Source organism: Bacillus sp. FSL R5-0593 (assembly GCF_038603755.1).
GTDB classification, from domain to species: domain Bacteria; phylum Bacillota; class Bacilli; order Bacillales; family Bacillaceae; genus Bacillus; species Bacillus velezensis.
In genome coordinates this window covers 2,745,627-2,762,263 of record NZ_CP152011.1, presented here as the reverse complement: position 1 = coordinate 2,762,263, position 16,637 = coordinate 2,745,627, and the positions used below count along the sequence as shown (strand labels likewise).

At 45.8% G+C, this 16,637-nt stretch carries 21 protein-coding genes and 2 pseudogenes; 19 read left to right on the top strand and 4 right to left on the bottom strand.

The genetic code is table 11. The features are described from left to right. The first annotated feature begins 25 nt into the window (after positions 1–25). From NYE36_RS13600 to NYE36_RS13590, 3 genes are all read left to right on the top strand, one after another. Positions 26–760: a polysaccharide deacetylase family protein gene (locus NYE36_RS13600; RefSeq protein WP_053573179.1), complete on the top strand. Its 735-nt coding sequence runs from the start codon at positions 26–28 to the stop codon at positions 758–760. A gap of 69 nt (positions 761–829) precedes the next feature. Further along, a complete protein-coding gene (locus NYE36_RS13595; RefSeq protein WP_007408253.1) occupies positions 830–1,561 on the top strand; it encodes an SGNH/GDSL hydrolase family protein in 732 nt (243 codons plus the stop codon). A 74-nt stretch (positions 1,562–1,635) separates the two neighbouring features. After that, positions 1,636–1,770 carry a hypothetical protein gene (locus NYE36_RS13590; RefSeq protein ID WP_003152848.1) on the top strand — a complete coding sequence of 45 codons (135 nt, stop codon included), beginning with the start codon at positions 1,636–1,638 and terminating at the stop codon, positions 1,768–1,770. A 132-nt stretch (positions 1,771–1,902) separates the two neighbouring features. On the opposite strand, the gene NYE36_RS13585 is transcribed toward NYE36_RS13590, so the two are convergent. Next, the gene (locus NYE36_RS13585; RefSeq protein ID WP_003152850.1) at positions 1,903–2,043 is read right to left on the bottom strand and encodes a sporulation histidine kinase inhibitor Sda; all 141 of its coding nucleotides are present in this window, start codon (positions 2,041–2,043) and stop codon (positions 1,903–1,905) included. A 357-nt stretch (positions 2,044–2,400) separates the two neighbouring features. On the opposite strand from NYE36_RS13585, the gene NYE36_RS13580 reads away from it, so the two are divergent. The 8 genes from NYE36_RS13580 to NYE36_RS13545 are packed head-to-tail and all read left to right on the top strand — an operon-like array spanning position 2,401 to position 7,406. Further along, on the top strand, positions 2,401–2,919 hold the full coding sequence (locus NYE36_RS13580) for a YqeG family HAD IIIA-type phosphatase (protein WP_007408254.1): 519 nt from the start codon (positions 2,401–2,403) through the stop codon (positions 2,917–2,919). 2 nt (positions 2,920–2,921) lie between these two features. Beyond that, a complete protein-coding gene (yqeH, locus tag NYE36_RS13575; RefSeq protein ID WP_033574151.1) occupies positions 2,922–4,022 on the top strand; it encodes a ribosome biogenesis GTPase YqeH in 1,101 nt (366 codons plus the stop codon). Between the two features lie 19 nt (positions 4,023–4,041). Next, on the top strand, positions 4,042–4,884 hold the full coding sequence (gene aroE / locus NYE36_RS13570) for a shikimate dehydrogenase (RefSeq protein WP_033574150.1): 843 nt from the start codon (positions 4,042–4,044) through the stop codon (positions 4,882–4,884). After that, positions 4,878–5,168 (top strand): ribosome assembly RNA-binding protein YhbY, encoded by a 291-nt coding sequence (gene yhbY / locus NYE36_RS13565; protein WP_007408257.1) that lies wholly within the window; start codon positions 4,878–4,880, stop codon positions 5,166–5,168. The genes aroE and yhbY overlap by 7 nt, the downstream gene beginning before the upstream one ends. A 10-nt stretch (positions 5,169–5,178) precedes the next feature. Then, positions 5,179–5,748, top strand: a complete 570-nt coding sequence (locus NYE36_RS13560) for a nicotinate-nucleotide adenylyltransferase (protein ID WP_007408258.1) — start codon at positions 5,179–5,181, stop codon at positions 5,746–5,748. Then, positions 5,738–6,298, top strand: coding sequence for a bis(5'-nucleosyl)-tetraphosphatase (symmetrical) YqeK (gene yqeK / locus NYE36_RS13555; protein WP_007408259.1), 561 nt, complete (start codon positions 5,738–5,740; stop codon positions 6,296–6,298). Before NYE36_RS13560 ends, yqeK begins: the two co-directional genes overlap by 11 nt. 17 nt (positions 6,299–6,315) lie before the next feature. Then, on the top strand, positions 6,316–6,672 hold the full coding sequence (gene rsfS, locus NYE36_RS13550) for a ribosome silencing factor (RefSeq protein ID WP_007408260.1): 357 nt from the start codon (positions 6,316–6,318) through the stop codon (positions 6,670–6,672). Further along, positions 6,669–7,406: a class I SAM-dependent methyltransferase gene (locus NYE36_RS13545; RefSeq protein ID WP_015417856.1), complete on the top strand. Its 738-nt coding sequence runs from the start codon at positions 6,669–6,671 to the stop codon at positions 7,404–7,406. Before rsfS ends, NYE36_RS13545 begins: the two co-directional genes overlap by 4 nt. A 68-nt stretch (positions 7,407–7,474) precedes the next feature. Here NYE36_RS13545 and comER read toward each other — a convergent pair whose 3' ends face one another. Continuing rightward, a complete protein-coding gene (gene comER, locus NYE36_RS13540; protein ID WP_064107158.1) occupies positions 7,475–8,296 on the bottom strand; it encodes a late competence protein ComER in 822 nt (273 codons plus the stop codon). 58 nt (positions 8,297–8,354) lie between these two features. Between comER and NYE36_RS13535 the strand changes: the two genes are divergently transcribed. The 3 genes from NYE36_RS13535 (at position 8,355) to NYE36_RS13525 (ending at position 11,957) form a co-directional block, all read left to right on the top strand. Then, entirely contained in the window at positions 8,355–8,969 is a 615-nt protein-coding gene (locus NYE36_RS13535) for a helix-hairpin-helix domain-containing protein (protein ID WP_064107157.1), read from the top strand. A 66-nt stretch (positions 8,970–9,035) separates the two neighbouring features. After that, positions 9,036–9,605 (top strand): ComE operon protein 2, encoded by a 570-nt coding sequence (locus NYE36_RS13530; protein WP_003152868.1) that lies wholly within the window; start codon positions 9,036–9,038, stop codon positions 9,603–9,605. After that, on the top strand, positions 9,606–11,957 hold the full coding sequence (locus NYE36_RS13525) for a DNA internalization-related competence protein ComEC/Rec2 (protein WP_060674655.1): 2,352 nt from the start codon (positions 9,606–9,608) through the stop codon (positions 11,955–11,957). 18 nt (positions 11,958–11,975) lie between these two features. On the opposite strand, the gene NYE36_RS13520 is transcribed toward NYE36_RS13525, so the two are convergent. Continuing rightward, positions 11,976–12,110, bottom strand: a complete 135-nt coding sequence (locus tag NYE36_RS13520) for a YqzM family protein (protein WP_003152870.1) — start codon at positions 12,108–12,110, stop codon at positions 11,976–11,978. 40 nt (positions 12,111–12,150) lie between these two features. On the opposite strand from NYE36_RS13520, the pseudogene NYE36_RS13515 reads away from it, so the two are divergent. Both NYE36_RS13515 and holA read left to right on the top strand, forming a co-directional pair. After that, positions 12,151–12,302 (top strand): annotated as a pseudogene (locus tag NYE36_RS13515) (hypothetical protein). 39 nt (positions 12,303–12,341) lie between these two features. Next, positions 12,342–13,383, top strand: a pseudogene (gene holA, locus NYE36_RS13510) (DNA polymerase III subunit delta). 16 nt (positions 13,384–13,399) lie between these two features. On the opposite strand, the gene rpsT reads toward holA, so the two are convergent. Next, complete coding sequence (rpsT, locus tag NYE36_RS13505) at positions 13,400–13,666, bottom strand: 30S ribosomal protein S20 (RefSeq protein ID WP_003152876.1); 267 nt, start codon at positions 13,664–13,666, stop codon at positions 13,400–13,402. Positions 13,667–13,868: 202 nt separating this feature from the next. On the opposite strand from rpsT, the gene gpr reads away from it, so the two are divergent. The 3 genes from gpr to NYE36_RS13490 all read left to right on the top strand — a co-directional run bounded on the left by gpr (position 13,869) and on the right by NYE36_RS13490 (position 16,591). Next, the gene (gene gpr / locus NYE36_RS13500) at positions 13,869–14,975 is read left to right on the top strand and encodes a GPR endopeptidase (RefSeq protein ID WP_007408268.1); all 1,107 of its coding nucleotides are present in this window, start codon (positions 13,869–13,871) and stop codon (positions 14,973–14,975) included. A 67-nt stretch (positions 14,976–15,042) separates the two neighbouring features. Then, a complete protein-coding gene (locus tag NYE36_RS13495; RefSeq protein WP_007612673.1) occupies positions 15,043–16,236 on the top strand; it encodes a stage II sporulation protein P in 1,194 nt (397 codons plus the stop codon). Positions 16,237–16,252: 16 nt separating this feature from the next. Next, positions 16,253–16,591: a YqxA family protein gene (locus tag NYE36_RS13490; RefSeq protein WP_007408270.1), complete on the top strand. Its 339-nt coding sequence runs from the start codon at positions 16,253–16,255 to the stop codon at positions 16,589–16,591. Positions 16,592–16,637: the final 46 nt, after the last annotated feature.

The following is a 16,637-nucleotide window of genomic DNA, read 5'->3' as shown; positions in this document are numbered from 1 at the left end:
GTAGTGTTTACTGGAGGTGTAAACGTTGAGATGCTTTCATCTGATCATCATGATATGCGTCCTCACGAGTCTCACTGCCGTGTCCGCCGATGCGAAATCTTTAAAAAGAAGTGACATGGAGAAGACGGGAAACGTGTACTGGGATATAAGGTCTGAAAAAAAGAAACTATCTTTAACCTTCGATGACGGCCCCCATCCTGTCTATACGGAGGCTGTGTTAGACGTGCTGAAACAGCACAATGTTAAAGCAACCTTTTTTTGTGTCGGGAGCCGTATAGACAAATACCCCATAACGGCAAAACGCATCGTTGAAGAAGGGCATGAAATCGGCAACCATACGATGAACCATGTTTATTTTCACCGACTGAAACGCAAAGACATTTTACAAGAGCTTCACAGCTCCGCGCATCATATCACATCGCTTCAGCCGGAAGGGGACAAGTTATTCCGCCCGCCGGGAGGGTCGCTGAATCGTACGGCTTTCAAAAGCATCTTAAAAGAGGGCTATCATATCATCATGTGGTCATGGAACCAAGACCCGAGAGACTGGAAAAGGCCCGGGAAAGGAAAAATCGTCAGGCACGTTGTTTCACATGCCAGAGATGGAGATATCGTTCTTCTGCATGATGGCGGAGGAAACCGGCGCCAGACGGTTGAGGCTTTGAAAGAAATCATTCCCAAGCTGAAAAAGCAGGGCTACACGTTTGTTAAGGTTTCGGATTTGATCGGACAGGATTCCGGTCCTTTTCATATCCAGTAAAGAGAGCGCCGCGTTGAAAGCCGCCAAAGAGATGTGTACCATAGGAGGTAAGGTTTGGGGGGAGAGAAAATGAAGTTTGCTGTTCTTTTTATTACGATAATCTGTCTGTTATCAGGATGCGCTGCGGGCAAAGAAAAAAGTGTTGTCGCGTTCGGCGACAGCAATACGCGCGGTTCCAACTGGGATTATCGTGATTATCCGAAGGCGCAGCAGTGGGTAAACATTTTAAAAACAGCGGAACGCGGCCGTCTTACGGTTATAAATGCGGGAATAGGCGGCCAGACGACTGAGGATGCGCGCCTGCGCTTTCAAAGCGACGTGCTGGACCGTAAGCCCCAATATTTATTTATCATGTTCGGAACAAATGATGCGGGCATTTTGACGGGCGATCAGCCGCGGGTATCAAAGAAACGGTTTAAAGAAAACCTGACTTATTTCATAAACGAAAGCAGAAATCACGGCATAAAGCCGATTTTAATGACGTGCATCCCGGTTATAGAAGGAAACGGAACGCATCATCTCTATTACTATTCGAGATATAAAGCCTCAGCCTTTAAAGAAAAAGGCGGCGCGAGAAAATGGCATAATTCCTATAACGGCGTTACGAGGCAGGTTGCAGCTGAGTTGAAAGTGCCGCTGGTGGATAACTGGAAACACTTTATACGCGCGGACGGCGGCAAAGATACAGACCGGGCGCTGATCCAATCCGGACTGATAGATCCCTCCGGAAATCATATGACGCCAAAAGGCGCCAGAATCTTAATTGAAGGCATAAAAAATGGGCGGGTTTTGGAACGCTGACGCCGTCAGCTGCCTAAACCGTTTTGCTTCTGCTTCATAGGCTGTAGAAAAACATCTCTTTGGAGGCGATTGCTATGAACCGCGGTTTCCCTCCGCAATATCCTGTATGCCCGCCTCCTCGGGTGAATGCGGGGTACTGGTACGCATTTTTTGTTGTGCTGCTCGTCGTCATTCTCGTCCTGGGCGGTCTGTATTGGTTCAATATATAGCAGCCGTCCTCTTAAACACCTCTATTTTAGGGGTGTTTTTTGTTGAAAGTGGTAGTAATGCGCATAACCGAAGTGATATAATATCAGTCATCTGAGTAAAAAAAGGAAATTCGCCCGGGAATTTTTTTCTGTTTAAGAAGAAACGGAAATAATGTGTCCGAGCGATCTTCTTTTGATTTCGTTTTCAATTAACTCGATAAATTCACGGCTCAAATTCATTTCATTGGCTTTGAAATAAGATTCTATTAGTAATTCATCAGAAAGCTTTCTCATGCCGGGGACCCAATTAATGGGAGTGGCACCTCCTTACAATTGTAATCAATCATCAGACGCAAGCATATGATGGAAGGTTGCGTTTCAATCATGGTGAGGTTATCTTTAATCTACCATGAAATACAAATAAGAACAATCGTTCTGTTATCCACACTCGTAAGTGGATAACTTGTTAGTATCTTGTTTATAATCTGGATAAATCCGGATGTAATAAGAGTGGATAATGTGTGTAATTTTATCCACAACTGGTGAAGAAACCCAATTTTTGTCGAAATTTTTTTACTGAGTCCGACTTTGTTTTTAAATCTGACAGGTTTCGACATATAGATGATAGAAAGAAAAGGAAGGGTGCGGGTTTTGTTAAAAAAGTTTTTTTTACCTGACGAATTTGTGAAAAATATATTTCATATCACACCGGAAAAGCTCAAAGAACGCAATGTGAAAGGGATTATTACAGACCTTGACAACACGCTTGTGGAGTGGGACAGACCGAGTGCGACACCTCGATTAATCGAGTGGTTTGAAGAAATGAAGGAGCACGGCATTAAAGTCACGATCGTCTCCAATAATAATGAACGAAGAGTGAAATTATTCTCGGAGCCGCTTGGCATACCGTTTATTTATAAGGCAAGAAAACCGATGGGGCGCGCCTTTAAAAGAGCCGTCAGCAGCATGGATCTGAAAAAAGAAGACTGTGTGGTCATCGGCGATCAGCTGCTTACTGATGTTCTCGGCGGAAACAGAAACGGGTATCATACGATCCTCGTCGTGCCTGTCGCTTCCTCTGACGGAGTCATGACGCGCTTTAACCGCCGGATTGAACGGAGAATATTGAGTTCTTTGAAACGTAAAGGCCATATTCAGTGGGAGGATTAGAAATGGAAAAGGTTGTTTGCATCGGCTGCGGAGTAACGATCCAGACCGAGGATAAACAAGGTCTCGGATACGCGCCAAAGGCATCGCTCACGAAAGAGAATGTCATCTGCCAGCGCTGCTTCAGACTGAAAAATTACAATGAAATTCAAGATGTTTCATTAACGGATGATGACTTTTTAAATATCTTGCACACAATCGGCGATACTGACTCTCTAATTGTCAAAGTCGTTGATATTTTTGATTTTAACGGAAGCTGGATAAACGGGCTGAACCGCTTTGTCGGCGGTAATCCGATCATTCTTGTCGGTAATAAGGCCGATATCCTGCCGAAATCCGTAAAACGGGAACGGCTCGTTCAATGGATGAAACGCGAAGCGAAAGAATACGGCTTAAAACCCCTTGATGTCTTTTTAATCAGCGCTTCCCGCGGACAAGGGATGAAAGAAGTCATTGACGCCATTGAACATTACCGCGAAGGGCGCGATGTGTATGTGGTGGGCTGTACCAATGTCGGCAAATCCACATTTATCAACCGGATTATTAAAGAGGTCTCAGGGGAAGAGAATATTATTACCACCTCTCAATTTCCGGGCACGACACTTGACGCGATTGAAATCCCGCTCGATGACGGATCTGCGCTTTATGATACGCCGGGAATCATTAACCATCACCAGATGGCGCATTACGTGGACAAGCGTGACTTAAAGGTGCTGACACCGAAAAAAGAACTGAAGCCGCGCACTTTTCAGCTGAATGAAAAACAAACGCTTTATTTCGGCGGGCTTGCCCGGTTTGACTATGTATCAGGCGATAAAACGGCGTTTGTCTGCTATATGCCGAATGAATTGATGATTCACAGAACAAAGCTTGAAAATGCTGATGCCTTATACGAAAAGCATGCGGGAGAACTGCTTACCCCGCCCGGAAAAGATCATTTGGATGAATTTCCGGAGCTTACACCCCATACGTTTTCGATTAAAGAAGGAAAGACGGATATCGTTTTTTCCGGTCTCGGCTGGGTCACGGTGCAGCAAGCAGATAAAAAAATAACGGCATACGCTCCGAAAGGCGTACACGTATTTGTCCGCCGTTCATTAATATAGAGAGAAGGGGAGAGGGAGCATGAAACAATTGTACGGAGTAATCGGAAATCCGATCGGACATTCAATGTCACCCGATATTCATAACGCGGCTTTGCAAGATAAGAACATCAACGGGCAGTATTTTGCGTTTCAGGTGGAACCTCATCATCTCAAGGACGCCGTTAACGGAATCAAGGCGCTTGGCATCTGCGGAGTGAACGTCACAGTCCCGCATAAAGTCGCGATCATGGAGCATCTGGATGAAATACATGAAAGCGCGAAAGTACTCGGGGCCGTAAATACCGTCAAAAGAGAGGGAGACAGGCTCATCGGGTATAATACTGACGGAGATGGGTTTTATAAATCCTTAGTCAAAGTATTGGACAAACCGATATCAGAGCTCTCCATCCTCATGATTGGGGCGGGAGGAGCGGCAAGAGCGATTTTTACGACGATCGTCCGCGGAGAGCCGAAACAATTTGACGTTTGCAACCGCACGCCGGAAAAAGCAGAAAATCTGATTGCGGCTGCTCCCTCTTTTCAGCAGAAACGCGCCCTTACTTTAAAAGAAGCTGAAAATCAGCTTGAACAATATGACGTCATTATTCATACAACATCTGTCGGCATGTATCCGAAAACGGATGCCGTGCCGCTCTCATTGGAACGGGCCAAAACGGGCGCCATCGTTTGTGATATCGTATACAACCCGATTCAAACGGCGTTCTTAAAAGAAGCTGAAAAAAGAGGTTTAACAACCCTTGACGGTGTCGGCATGTTTGTGGAACAAGCCGCACTGTCTTTCAAGCTGTGGACGGAACAAGAGCCTGACAGCGGCTTAATGAGAGCAATTGTTGAAGGAAAACTAGGAGGAACACAATGTTAACAGGAAAACAAAAACGGTTTTTGCGTTCAAAAGCGCATCATTTAACGCCTATTTTTCAAGTGGGAAAAGGCGGAGTCAACGAAAACATGGTGAAACAGATTGCCGAGGCTTTAGAAGCAAGAGAGCTGATTAAAGTCAGCGTGCTTCAAAACTGCGAAGACGATAAAAATGATGTCGCAGAAGCCCTTGTGAAAGGCACCCGCTCACAATTGGTACAAACGATCGGAAATACGATCGTACTGTATAAGGAATCAAAGGAAAATAAACAAATCGAGCTTCCGTAAGGTGGTTGACATGAAGAAAATCGGAATATTCGGGGGCACATTTGACCCTCCGCACAACGGACATCTTCTGATGGCTAATGAAGTCCTTCATCAGGCGGAGCTCGATGAGATTTGGTTTATGCCCAATAAAATCCCTCCGCATAAGCAGAATGAAGATTTTACAGACAGCCGGCACCGGGTGGAGATGCTGAAGCTTGCCATCAGCTCAAATTCCGGCTTTAAGCTTGAGCTTGCGGAAATGGACCGGAAAGGCCCTTCTTATACCTATGATACCGTCCGTTTACTGAAGGAGCGGCACCCGAACGACAAGCTTTTCTTTATTATCGGGGCGGATATGATTGAATATCTGCCGAAATGGTACAAACTGGACGAACTTCTCACGCTCATTCAATTTATCGGAGTGCGGCGCCCGGGGTATCATATTGAGACCCCGTACCCGCTGCTTTTTGCCGACGTTCCGGAATTTGACGTTTCGTCAACGATGCTGAGAGAACGTCTCAAAGCAAAAAAGCCGACGCAATACTTAATGCCGGATAAAGTGAGGCAGTATATAGAGGAGAATGATTTATATGAATCGTGAGGAAGCACTTGCCTGCGTCAAAGAGCAGCTGACCGAGCATCGCTACATCCACACAATCGGCGTGACAGATACGGCGGTTATTCTCGCAGGCCGGTTCGGAGCAGACCCGAAAAAAGCGGAAATGGCGGCTATTTTTCATGATTATGCGAAATTCCGGCCGAAAGAAGAAATGAAGCAGATCATCGTGCGGGAAAAAATGCCGGCTGAGCTCTTGGATTACAATGCCGAGCTGTGGCATGCCCCTGTGGGAGCGTATTTGGCTGAGAAAGAAGCGGGGATCACTGATCCTGAGATCTTGGATGCAATCCGCTATCACACGTCAGGGCGTCCCGGGATGACCCTTTTAGACAAAGTCATTTACGTTGCGGATTACATTGAACCCGGACGCCATTTTCCCGGAGTGGAAGAGGTGCGCCGTCTGGCGGAAACAGATCTGAACGATGCGCTCATACAAGCAATGAAAAATACAATGATATTTCTGATGAAAAAAAACCAGCCAGTCTTTCCGGAGACGTTTGCAACCTATAATTGGCTGGTGTCTCAAAATTGACAGGAGGAATTTAAAGAATGAATCAAGCTTCCGTATTAAAAATCGCGGCAAAAGCATGCGACGATAAACGTGCAGAAGATATTTTAGCGCTGGACATGGAAGGAATCTCACTTATAGCGGATTACTTTTTAATCTGCCACGGGAATTCTGATAAGCAGGTTCAGGCAATTGCGCGTGAAATTAAAGATCAGGCAGAAGAAAACGGCATTGATGTCAAAAAGATGGAAGGGTTTGATGAGGCCCGCTGGATTTTAGTTGATCTCGGCGACGTCATTGTCCACGTTTTCCATAAAGATGAAAGAAGCTACTACAATCTTGAAAAGCTATGGGGCGACGCGCCGCTCGCAGAGCTTGAACTCGGCTTGAACTCATGATTTACCAAGGCTTCGCCGGCGTATATGACGAGTTAATGTCACATGCGCCGTATGATGAATGGGCGGGCTGGATCGAAGCGTCTCTTCCGGAAAAGGGAAGGGTGCTTGATCTTGCCTGCGGAACCGGAGAAATATCCATCAGGCTTGCTGAAAAAGGCTGCGAAGTCACGGGGATTGATTTGAGTGAAGATATGCTGAGCTGTGCCCAGCAGAAAAAAACGGGAAAGCCGATTCTTTTTCTCCAACAGGATATGAGAGAGCTTTCCGGTTTTGAAGAACAGTTTGATGCCGTTGTCATCTGCTGTGATTCCCTAAATTACTTAAAAACGAAAAATGATGTCTTAAGCACCTTCAAAAGTGTTTTTCAAGTTTTGAAGGAGGGCGGCCTGCTTCTGTTTGACGTCCATTCCCCATTTAAAATGACGGAGCTTTTTCCGGACAGCACCCATGCGGATCAGGATGAGCAGATCAGCTATATCTGGCAAAGCTTTGCCGGCGATGAAGAGCTTTCTGTCATCCATGATATGTCCTTTTTTGTATGGAACGGACAATCTTATGACCGTTATGACGAGACGCATGAGCAAAAAACATTTTACATTGAAGAATATGAACAAATGCTTGCAGAGACCGGATTTGAACTGAAGAAAGTGACGGCCGATTTTACAGACCGGCCTCCTTCAACAGAGTCTGAACGTCTTTTCTTTACGGCAGGCAAACCAAAAACCATCGTTTAAACGGAACGATGGTTTTTAAAATGCATTTTTTGCGATTGGCGCGATAAAGCACTTTATGGCATACTCAGTTACACGTGAAATTGCTTCTTCACTAACGATATATCTTCATCGTATTTGTTATGTGTACGCTGAAAGACACGGTTGAACATATCCTGAACACCGCTTTCGAGAGCCTTCAGTCCTTCTCCGGTGACGCCGCCTTTTACGCATACTTTTTCCTGCAAGGCGGGAAGTGTGTAATGCCCTGTTTCCAGAAGCTTTCCGAGACCGACAAGCATTTCCGTCGACATAATCACGGCTTCTTCTTTGGTGATGTCCGTTTCTTCCACTGCCGCGTCAATAAAGCGCTGAACGAGATAACTCATAAAAGCGGGCCCGCAGCTGACAATGTCTGACGCCGCTCTTGTAATGCCGCTGCTGATTTCCACAGGTTTTGAAATATGAGTGAACAGCGTTTGAATATCCGCTTTTGCCGACTCGTTGCAGCTTTTGCCGAACGTAACAAGCGAGACGCCGGCCAAGGCGCGGTTCGTAATGCTCGGAATGACGCGGGCCGTCTGACACGGAACCGTATGTTCAATCTGATCCGTCTGAACGGGGCTGGTAATGGAGATTAAAATGTGGTCTTTCCGTAAATGCGGTGTGAGTTTTTTCAGCAAAGGATATATATCCAGCGGCTTTACACAAATGAATATTATTTCATTATCCTGTACGAGCTTTTCCTGATCCTCGGTGACATGGATGCCGCTGAAACGTTCTTTTAGTTTTAATGCTTTTTCGATTGTTCTGTTTGTGATGGTGATATGTGAGGGATCGGCAGCGTTTGATTCGATAAACGATTCAATCAGGATCGTTCCCATGTTTCCGGTGCCGATAAAGCCTATTTTCAATGAATTCCCCTCCTTTTTCCCTTAATCCTCTAAACCTTATGCGGGGAGGCAATGCAATATGACGAAAGCGATGATGACGGAGCGGCTGCGGCGGAACCTGAAAATCCTGGTCGCTTGTCTTGCGGCAGGGGCGATTTTTATCTGCATTTGGCTGTTTCGTTCTGAAAAGGAAGAGCCGGTCAAACAGCAGTCCGTGCTTGGCCAAACAGCCTCAGTATCCGTCGCGGACAAAAAAGACACCGCAGCCGATAAGATTATGATTGATGTGAAAGGCGCGGTCCGAAATCCCGGCGTGTATGAAATGAAAGCGGGAGACAGGGTGACGCAAGCCATTGAAAAAGCCGGCGGCCTGAAGAAAAAGGCGGATGAATTGAATGTTAATTTAGCAGAGCAGCTGCAGGACGGGACGATTGTTTATATTCCGAGTGAAGGCGAAGAGGAGAATCGCCCGAAAACAGCAGCGGGTGAAAAGGAGAATGCAGCTGTCAATATCAATACGGCATCTCTGGACGAACTTCAGGCGATTTCCGGGGTGGGGCAGAAAAAAGCGGAAGCGATTATCGCCTACCGAGAAGAAAACGGACGGTTTCAGACTGCTGAAGATTTGATGAATGTATCAGGCTTTGGAGAAAAGTCATTTGAGCGGATAAAAACTTCCATTACGGTAAAGTGAATTGACGGTTCTGCTTAAATCTATGTAAACTTAGAAAAGCAACAAGACTTTTTGGAGGGAACACTTGTGGAACGAATCTCATGGAATCAATATTTTATGGCGCAAAGCCATTTGCTGGCGCTGAGAAGCACATGTCCGAGACTGTCAGTCGGGGCAACCGTAGTCAGAGATAAGCGGATGATTGCCGGCGGATACAACGGCTCAATCGCCGGCGGCGTCCATTGCGCTGATGAAGGATGCCTTTTAATAGATAATCATTGCCAGAGGACCATACATGCAGAGATGAATGCGATTCTGCAATGTTCTAAGTTCGGTGTTCCGACGGAGGGCGCCGAAATTTATGTGACGCATTATCCTTGTATTCAATGCTGCAAATCAATTATCCAGGCAGGCATCAAAACGGTCTATTATGCCGAAGATTACAAAACACAGCCTTATGCAAAAGAGCTGTTCAGCCAAGCCGGAGTCAAGGTGGAGCAGGTCGAACTTGATGAAATGATCATCGATCTGAAAAACCGCGAAAAATTGTCTTTTGTCGCAGGTCTGATTCAGCAATTATCTGATGCGGGAGTTAAGGCAGATGAACTGAAAAAAATTCATGAACAGGCCAATGAGCTGTTTACCAGTTACGTATAAATGAAATATAAATACCTTCTTCTGCCTCTGGCGGCGGTTTCTGCAACTGCGGGAATTGCCGCCGCTCATGTCTTCTGGGTTCTGCTCCTTTTTCTTCTGTATCTTCTCTTTATTATTGTAAAAACAAAGCACCATGCTCCGGTTATCGTCTGCCTCGTTTCTTTTTGTCTTTATTTCTATCTTTATACGGTTTGTGACGCTGCGAATGTAACGCGCTATCAGGCCGGCAGTTATACTGAACAGGCCGTCATCACTAATATTCCGAAGGTTGACGGAGCGAAAATGTCAGCTGTTATCCGTACACATGACAAGGAAAAATGGGCGGCTTCGTACAAAATCCGTTCTCTTGAGGAAAAAAGACTCATTGAACAGCTTGAACCGGGGATGCGCTGCACGTTTACAGGCTCTCTGGAACAGCCTGCACATGCGACGGTTCCCGGAGGTTTTGATTATAAGGAATATCTTTACTCTCAGCAGATTCACTGGTTATTTTCCGTGACTTCCATTGAGCAGTGTGAAAAATCCAAACAGCCGCTGTTTAAACTGCTGAACATCAGAAAAAATTTGATTTCGATCATTCGGAATCACGTGCCTGAATCTTCCGCCGGAATTGTTGAAGCGCTGACCTTAGGTGAAAGATTTTCTATAGAGGACGATATACTGAGTGCATATCAAAATTTGGGAGTCGTTCATTTAATGGCGATTTCCGGAATGCATGTCGGTCTTATTACGGCGGGATTATTTTATGCTCTGATCAGAATCGGGCTGACAAGAGAAAAGGCGGGAATTTTGCTGCTGCTGTTTTTGCCGGTGTATACGCTGCTGAGCGGTGCCGCCCCATCCGTATTGCGCGCATCCCTCATGCTGGGATTTTATATCGCCGGAACTCTTGTTAAACGCGGCATTCATTCCTCTGCTGCATTGTCCTTGTCTTATCTGCTGCTTCTGCTGTTTAATCCTTACTTCCTTTGGCAGGCGGGCTTCCAGCTTTCCTTTGCGGTAAGCGCCTCTTTAATTCTGTCATCCTCCATTTTAAAGAAAGCAGGGGAAAGCAGACTTGCCGGGCTTGCGATGGCTTCATTCATTGCGGAGCTCAGCTCACTTCCGTTTCTTCTCTATCATTTTCAGCAGATTTCACTTGTCAGTTTTCCGATGAATATGGTGATGGTGCCTTTTTATACGTTATTTGTCATTCCGGTTTCTGTCATCGGTTTCCTTCTTCTTTTACTCTCAAGGCAGATGGGAGAATGTTTGTTTGGTATGTTTGACCTTGTGATGAAGCCTGTGCATGATTTCATTACATATGCGGCATCCGTTGATTTATTTACTATGATTGTGTCAAAGCCTGACTTTGTTTCCCTTCTTCTGCTTGCGGTTTCCGTTTTTACGCTTTTTGCGGCTTTGGAAAAGGGAGGTTTTTTAAAACTCAGGAAATCGGCTCTTTTTTTCTGCGCGGTTTTGGCTTATTTAATATGCCGTCCGTATTTCAGTCCATGGGGAGAAGCGGATATGCTTGATATCGGGCAGGGAGACTCACTGTTTATAAGCGCGCCGCACCGCAAAGGGACCGTAATGGTTGATACAGGGGGAGTGATTGCTTATCCCGGAGAATCATGGAAAGAAAAACGCCACCCATATTCTATCGGCGAGAAGGTTTTGATTCCATTTTTAAACGGAAAAGGGGTGAAAAAGCTGGATGCGCTGATTTTAACCCATGCGGATCAAGATCACATCGGGGAAGCCGGAGTGTTAATCAAAAATCATAGAGTCAAACGGTTAATTGTCCCCGTAGGATTCGTAAAAGAACCGAAAGATCAGAACATATTAAATATGGCGAAAGAAAACAACATTCCCGTTGCCGAAGCAAAGCGGGGCGACACCATTACAGCCGGGGATCTTCAGTTTCAGGTGCTGTCTCCGGAGTCGTCTGACGGAAGGAGTAAAAATGATTCGTCACTGGTGCTTTGGACGGTTTTTGGCGGAGTGAGCTGGCTTTTGACGGGAGATTTAGAATCGGACGGCGAAACGGAAGTGCTGAAAACGTATCCGAATCTGAAGGCTGATATATTGAAGGCGGGTCATCACGGCAGCAAAAGCTCAACGAGTGAAGCCTTTTTGAAGCAGCTTCAGCCGGAAGCAGCGCTGATTTCAGCAGGAAAAGAGAATCGATACCATCATCCGCATGAAGAAGTGCTGGATCGTTTGAAGGCGTACTCTGTCAATGTGCTTCGCACCGATGTCAGCGGAACGATTCAATACAGATTTAAAAAAGGCGCCGGAACGTTTTCCGTCTTCCCTCCATATGATATAGAAGAAACCAGGGCGCAAGAAGTAAAAAAGACTGCCGATTGACAGCAGCCCGGAATGCGGCTAAGAGCCGATAAGATGGATGGCTGTTGCCATCACGAACAAAAAGGCGAAAAATCCGAAGGACACGACAAAACCGACAGCTGAGTCAACAGCATCATTTCGTTTGCTTTGAACGTTTTTTTCAAAATCATTCAATTTCATCCCTCCTGACTTCCCTAAGTATACTGGAATTGTTTTGAAAAATCTAGAAGTGATGGTAACGTTTTCTGTTCTTGTGATTATCGCCTTTTTACAAGCAGACCCGGGAGCTTGTGAATCAGGCGTTTATTATAAATGAGGAAGCTGTCCTTAAAGCTTCCTCTTTACTATTTGCCGAACTCAATTTAGGATAGAAGGGGATCAAGAAAGAGAGGAAGTCATACGATCATGGTATTTGATGTTTGGAAAGCCCTGAAAAAAGGGGATGTCCGCTCCGTTTATTGCTTATACGGAAAAGAAACGTATCTGCTCCAAGAAACTGTCAGCCGGATCAGACAAGCTGTCGTTGATGAGGAGACAAAGGATTTTAACCTGTCTGTTTTTGATCTTGAAGAGGATCCGCTTGACCAGGCCGTAACCGATGCGGAAACGTTTCCGTTTATGGGAGAGAAGCGGCTGGTCATCGTAAAAAATCCGTCTTTTTTAACAGGGGAAAAAAAGAAAGAAAAAATAGAGCATAATACAGCCGCTCTGGAGACTTATCTGAAGGAGCCTGCACCTTACACGGTCTTTGTGATTGTGGCTCCGTATGAGAAGCTGGACGAACGGAAAAAGCTGACGAAAGCGCTGAAGCAAAAAGCCCTTATGATTGAAGCTAAGGAGCTGAATGCAAAGGAGACGACTGATTTTACGATTAATCTGGCGAAATCCGAAAATAAAATGATCGATACAGAAGCTGCCGAGCATTTGGTTCTGCTTGCAAACGGCCATCTGTCATCCATATATCAGGAAATACAAAAACTCTCCGCCTACACCGGTGACAGACATGAGATCACACTTGAAGATGTCCGGGAGCTCGTCGCAAGAAGTTTGGAGCAGAATATTTTTGAGCTGATCAACAAAATCGTGAACCGAAAACGGACGGAAAGTCTTCAAATATTTTATGATCTTTTAAAACAAAACGAAGAACCGATCAAAATTATGGCGCTGATCGCCAACCAATTCCGTCTGATTATGCAGACGAAGTATTTTGCGGGACAAGGATACGGCCAAAAGCAAATCGCTTCCAACTTAAAGGTGCACCCCTTCCGGGTAAAGCTGGCGATGGATCAGGCGAGGCTTTTTTCTGAAGAAGAGCTGCGGCGTATTATAGAAAGACTCGCAGTGATGGATTATGAAATGAAAACGGGGAAAAAGGACAAGCAGCTCTTGCTGGAGCTCTTTCTCCTTGAGCTTCTCCGGACTGAATGAAAAAAACGATCCCCGTTAAAGGGATCGTTTTTGTATTATGCAGAAAGTCCGTTCACTTGTTTCGCAAGTCTAGATTTGTATCGAGCTGCGGCATTTTTGTGTACAAGACCTGTTTTCACTGCTTTATCAATGCGTTTCGCTGCTTCAGAAAGAGCAGTTTTCGCTTTATCCGCTTCGTTGTTAGCAACAGAAGCTTCAACTTGTTTGATTGCAGTACGCATAGCAGATTTGATTGTCGCGTTATGAGCGCGGCGTTCGTTGTTTGTTTTTGTACGTTTAATCGCTGATTTAATGTTTGGCATGTGTTTCACCTCCTAAGATACAACCTGTAGCACAGTGTCTTAAGGTTAAATCTTCTTCACAATAGAACAAATTGTATTCTATCAAACAGAACTTTAGATTGCAATATAAATGTAAAGTATTTTTCGTTGATGGGTAAATTCGCATGATTCGTTTTGTAAATGGCCACACTATGTACCACGATGATTGAAGGAGGTCTTCCCTGTGAAAAACAACGAACTGGATGTCAATCAATTTCTGATACGGACGGATTTAGCGGTAGAAACGAAACAGGCGGTAAAAGACGGACAAGCCGGTCAGAAAAAAGAAATAAACGGGTTTATTGAAAAAGAACGCGACAAGGGCGGCATTAAAGTCAGAACCGTCGATATTACCAAAGAAGGCGCCGAGCTATCGGGGAAAAAGCAGGGACGCTATGTCACGATCGAGGCTCAAGGGGTTCGGGAACACGACTCTGACATGCAGGAAAAAGTAACGGAAGTGTTTGCCGAGGAATTTTCCGCCTATCTGTCGGCATTAAAGATTCCAAAGGATGCAAGCTGTTTGATCGTCGGTCTCGGCAACTGGAATGTGACGCCGGATGCGCTCGGCCCTCTCGTGACCGAAAACCTTCTTGTGACAAGGCATCTGTTCAGGCTTCAGCCGGAAAACGTGCAGGAAGGGTACAGGCCGGTCAGCGCGCTTGCTCCCGGTGTGATGGGATTAACGGGAATTGAAACGAGCGATATTATTCAAGGTGTGATCAAAGAATCAAAGCCGGATTTTGTGATCGCGGTAGACGCTCTTGCGGCCAGAGCCGTTGAAAGGGTGAACACGACCATCCAATTTTCTGATACGGGCATTCACCCGGGATCAGGCGTCGGCAATAAGAGAAAAGAATTAAGCAAGGAAACGCTCGGCATTCCCGTCATCGCAATCGGGGTACCGACTGTCGTTGATGCGGTTACGATCGCAAGCGATACGGTGGATTATATATTAAAACATTTCGGAAGAGAGATGAAAGATGACAGCCCGTCAAGATCTCTGGTGCCCGCCGGAATGAACTTCGGCAAAAAGAAGGTGCTGACAGACGAAGACCTTCCCGGAGAAAAAGAACGCCAATCCTTTCTCGGTATTGTCGGCACGCTGGACGAAAACGAAAAACGCCAGCTGATTCACGAAGTGCTTTCTCCGCTCGGCCATAATCTGATGGTCACGCCGAAGGAGATTGACACCTTTATTGATGATATGGCGAACGTGCTTGCAAACGGGTTAAACACCGCCCTTCATGAAAAAGTGTCACAAGATAACAAAGGTTCTTATAATCATTAAAATGGTTCTACCTCCTCTAGCTTGTTCATAGAGTAATTACTAGACAAGCGCTGGAGGGATTCAAATCATGAGAAAAAAACGCAGAAACCGTCAAATTGTCGTTGCAGTAAACGGTGGAAATGCGCTCAAGGGCATGTTTTTGTTTATGACAAGCCTTATCGTAATTTTCGTATTATCGGGTGTGCTCACATCGCTTCGCCCTGAACTGAGGCTTTCTTCGGATTCTCTTCACGGAATTGCCGGAGAACTTCCGGGTGACGCGTTTGCACACCTCCTCGGCATGGAAAATCATTATTTCGCCTCAGAGCTTCCTGAAAAAGACTCTTTTCAGCTGTCCCGGCTTTCCTTAAAACTGGCGACAAGCATTAATATGGAAGACCCGCGGAGTTTCTTGGGACGTGAGCTGCCGGGATTTGCCCAATACGATACGGAGATCCTTCTGGCGGGGCAGGGGACGGATTATACGAATATGCCGGCTGAATCTCCGCCGCCGTCAAAGGTGATGGAAAAAGAAAAAGAAGTGAACCTGGCAGAAATCGAAAACAAAACGAAAAAAGAAGAAACGGCGCCGCCAAAACATTCAACAGGCAGCAAAAAAGTCGTTTTTATTTACCACACTCATAATACCGAATCCTATCTTCCTCTGTTAAAGGGGGAAACAAATCCGGATAACGCCCGCCATTCGAAGGCCAATGTCACGCTTGTCGGAGATATGTTCGGAAAAGCGCTTGAAGCGCAAGGTGTAGGAGCGACCGTAGATAAAACCGACATTCAGGCCCGCCTGAACAAAGACGGCTTAAATTATGCGCGAAGCTACGACGAATCAAGGCCGGTCGTAAAAAGCGCGCTCGCCAAAAATAAAAACCTGCAATATACCATAGACATTCACCGGGATTCCCGCCGCAAGAAAAATACGACAGCCGACATCAAAGGAAAAAGCTATGCCAGAGTCGCCATCGTCGTCGGCAAAAAAAGCGCTAATTTTGAAGAAAACTATAAACTCGCAAGTGAACTTCATAAGCTGATGGAGAAAAAATACCCCGGCTTAAGCGTCGGTGTTTTATCAAAAGGCTCTCCGGGAGATAATGGAGTATACAACCAAGATTTAAACGACCGGTCGCTTCTGCTGGAATTCGGGGGCGTGGATAACAATCTTGAAGAACTGAGGCGCGCATCAGATGCCGTGGCCGATGTGTTCAGCGAACTGTACTGGGATGCAGAAAAGGTCAGCTCGCAATCAGGAGAGAAGAAAAAACAATAGAAATCAGGTGATTCGAATGATCCGTTTTACCGGCAAATGCCTGCTGATCGCCATTGTCATGTTTTTCGGCGTATTGTTCGGTATGCAGCAGGCAAACAGCGGAATGCTTGATATGAAAGGATACAAAGACCCTTCCTTAAAAGGAGCATTCACGCTCGGCGGCGGAGAAGGACAGGAAAAAGAAGCTTCCATTTTGGGGCAAACCGTTACGGCGAAAGATCTGGAAGAAAAACAAAAACAGCTGGAACAGGCGGAAACCTTCAACCTGTTTTCAAAAGCCGGAGAAACCCTTTCAAATACCGTGACGGACTCGGCGCAGGCGATGTATGAGTGGGTTTCGAAACTGAACCGTTAGCATTGATGAAGAGAAAAGCGGATGATTCCTTAAAGGAAGCTTTTCT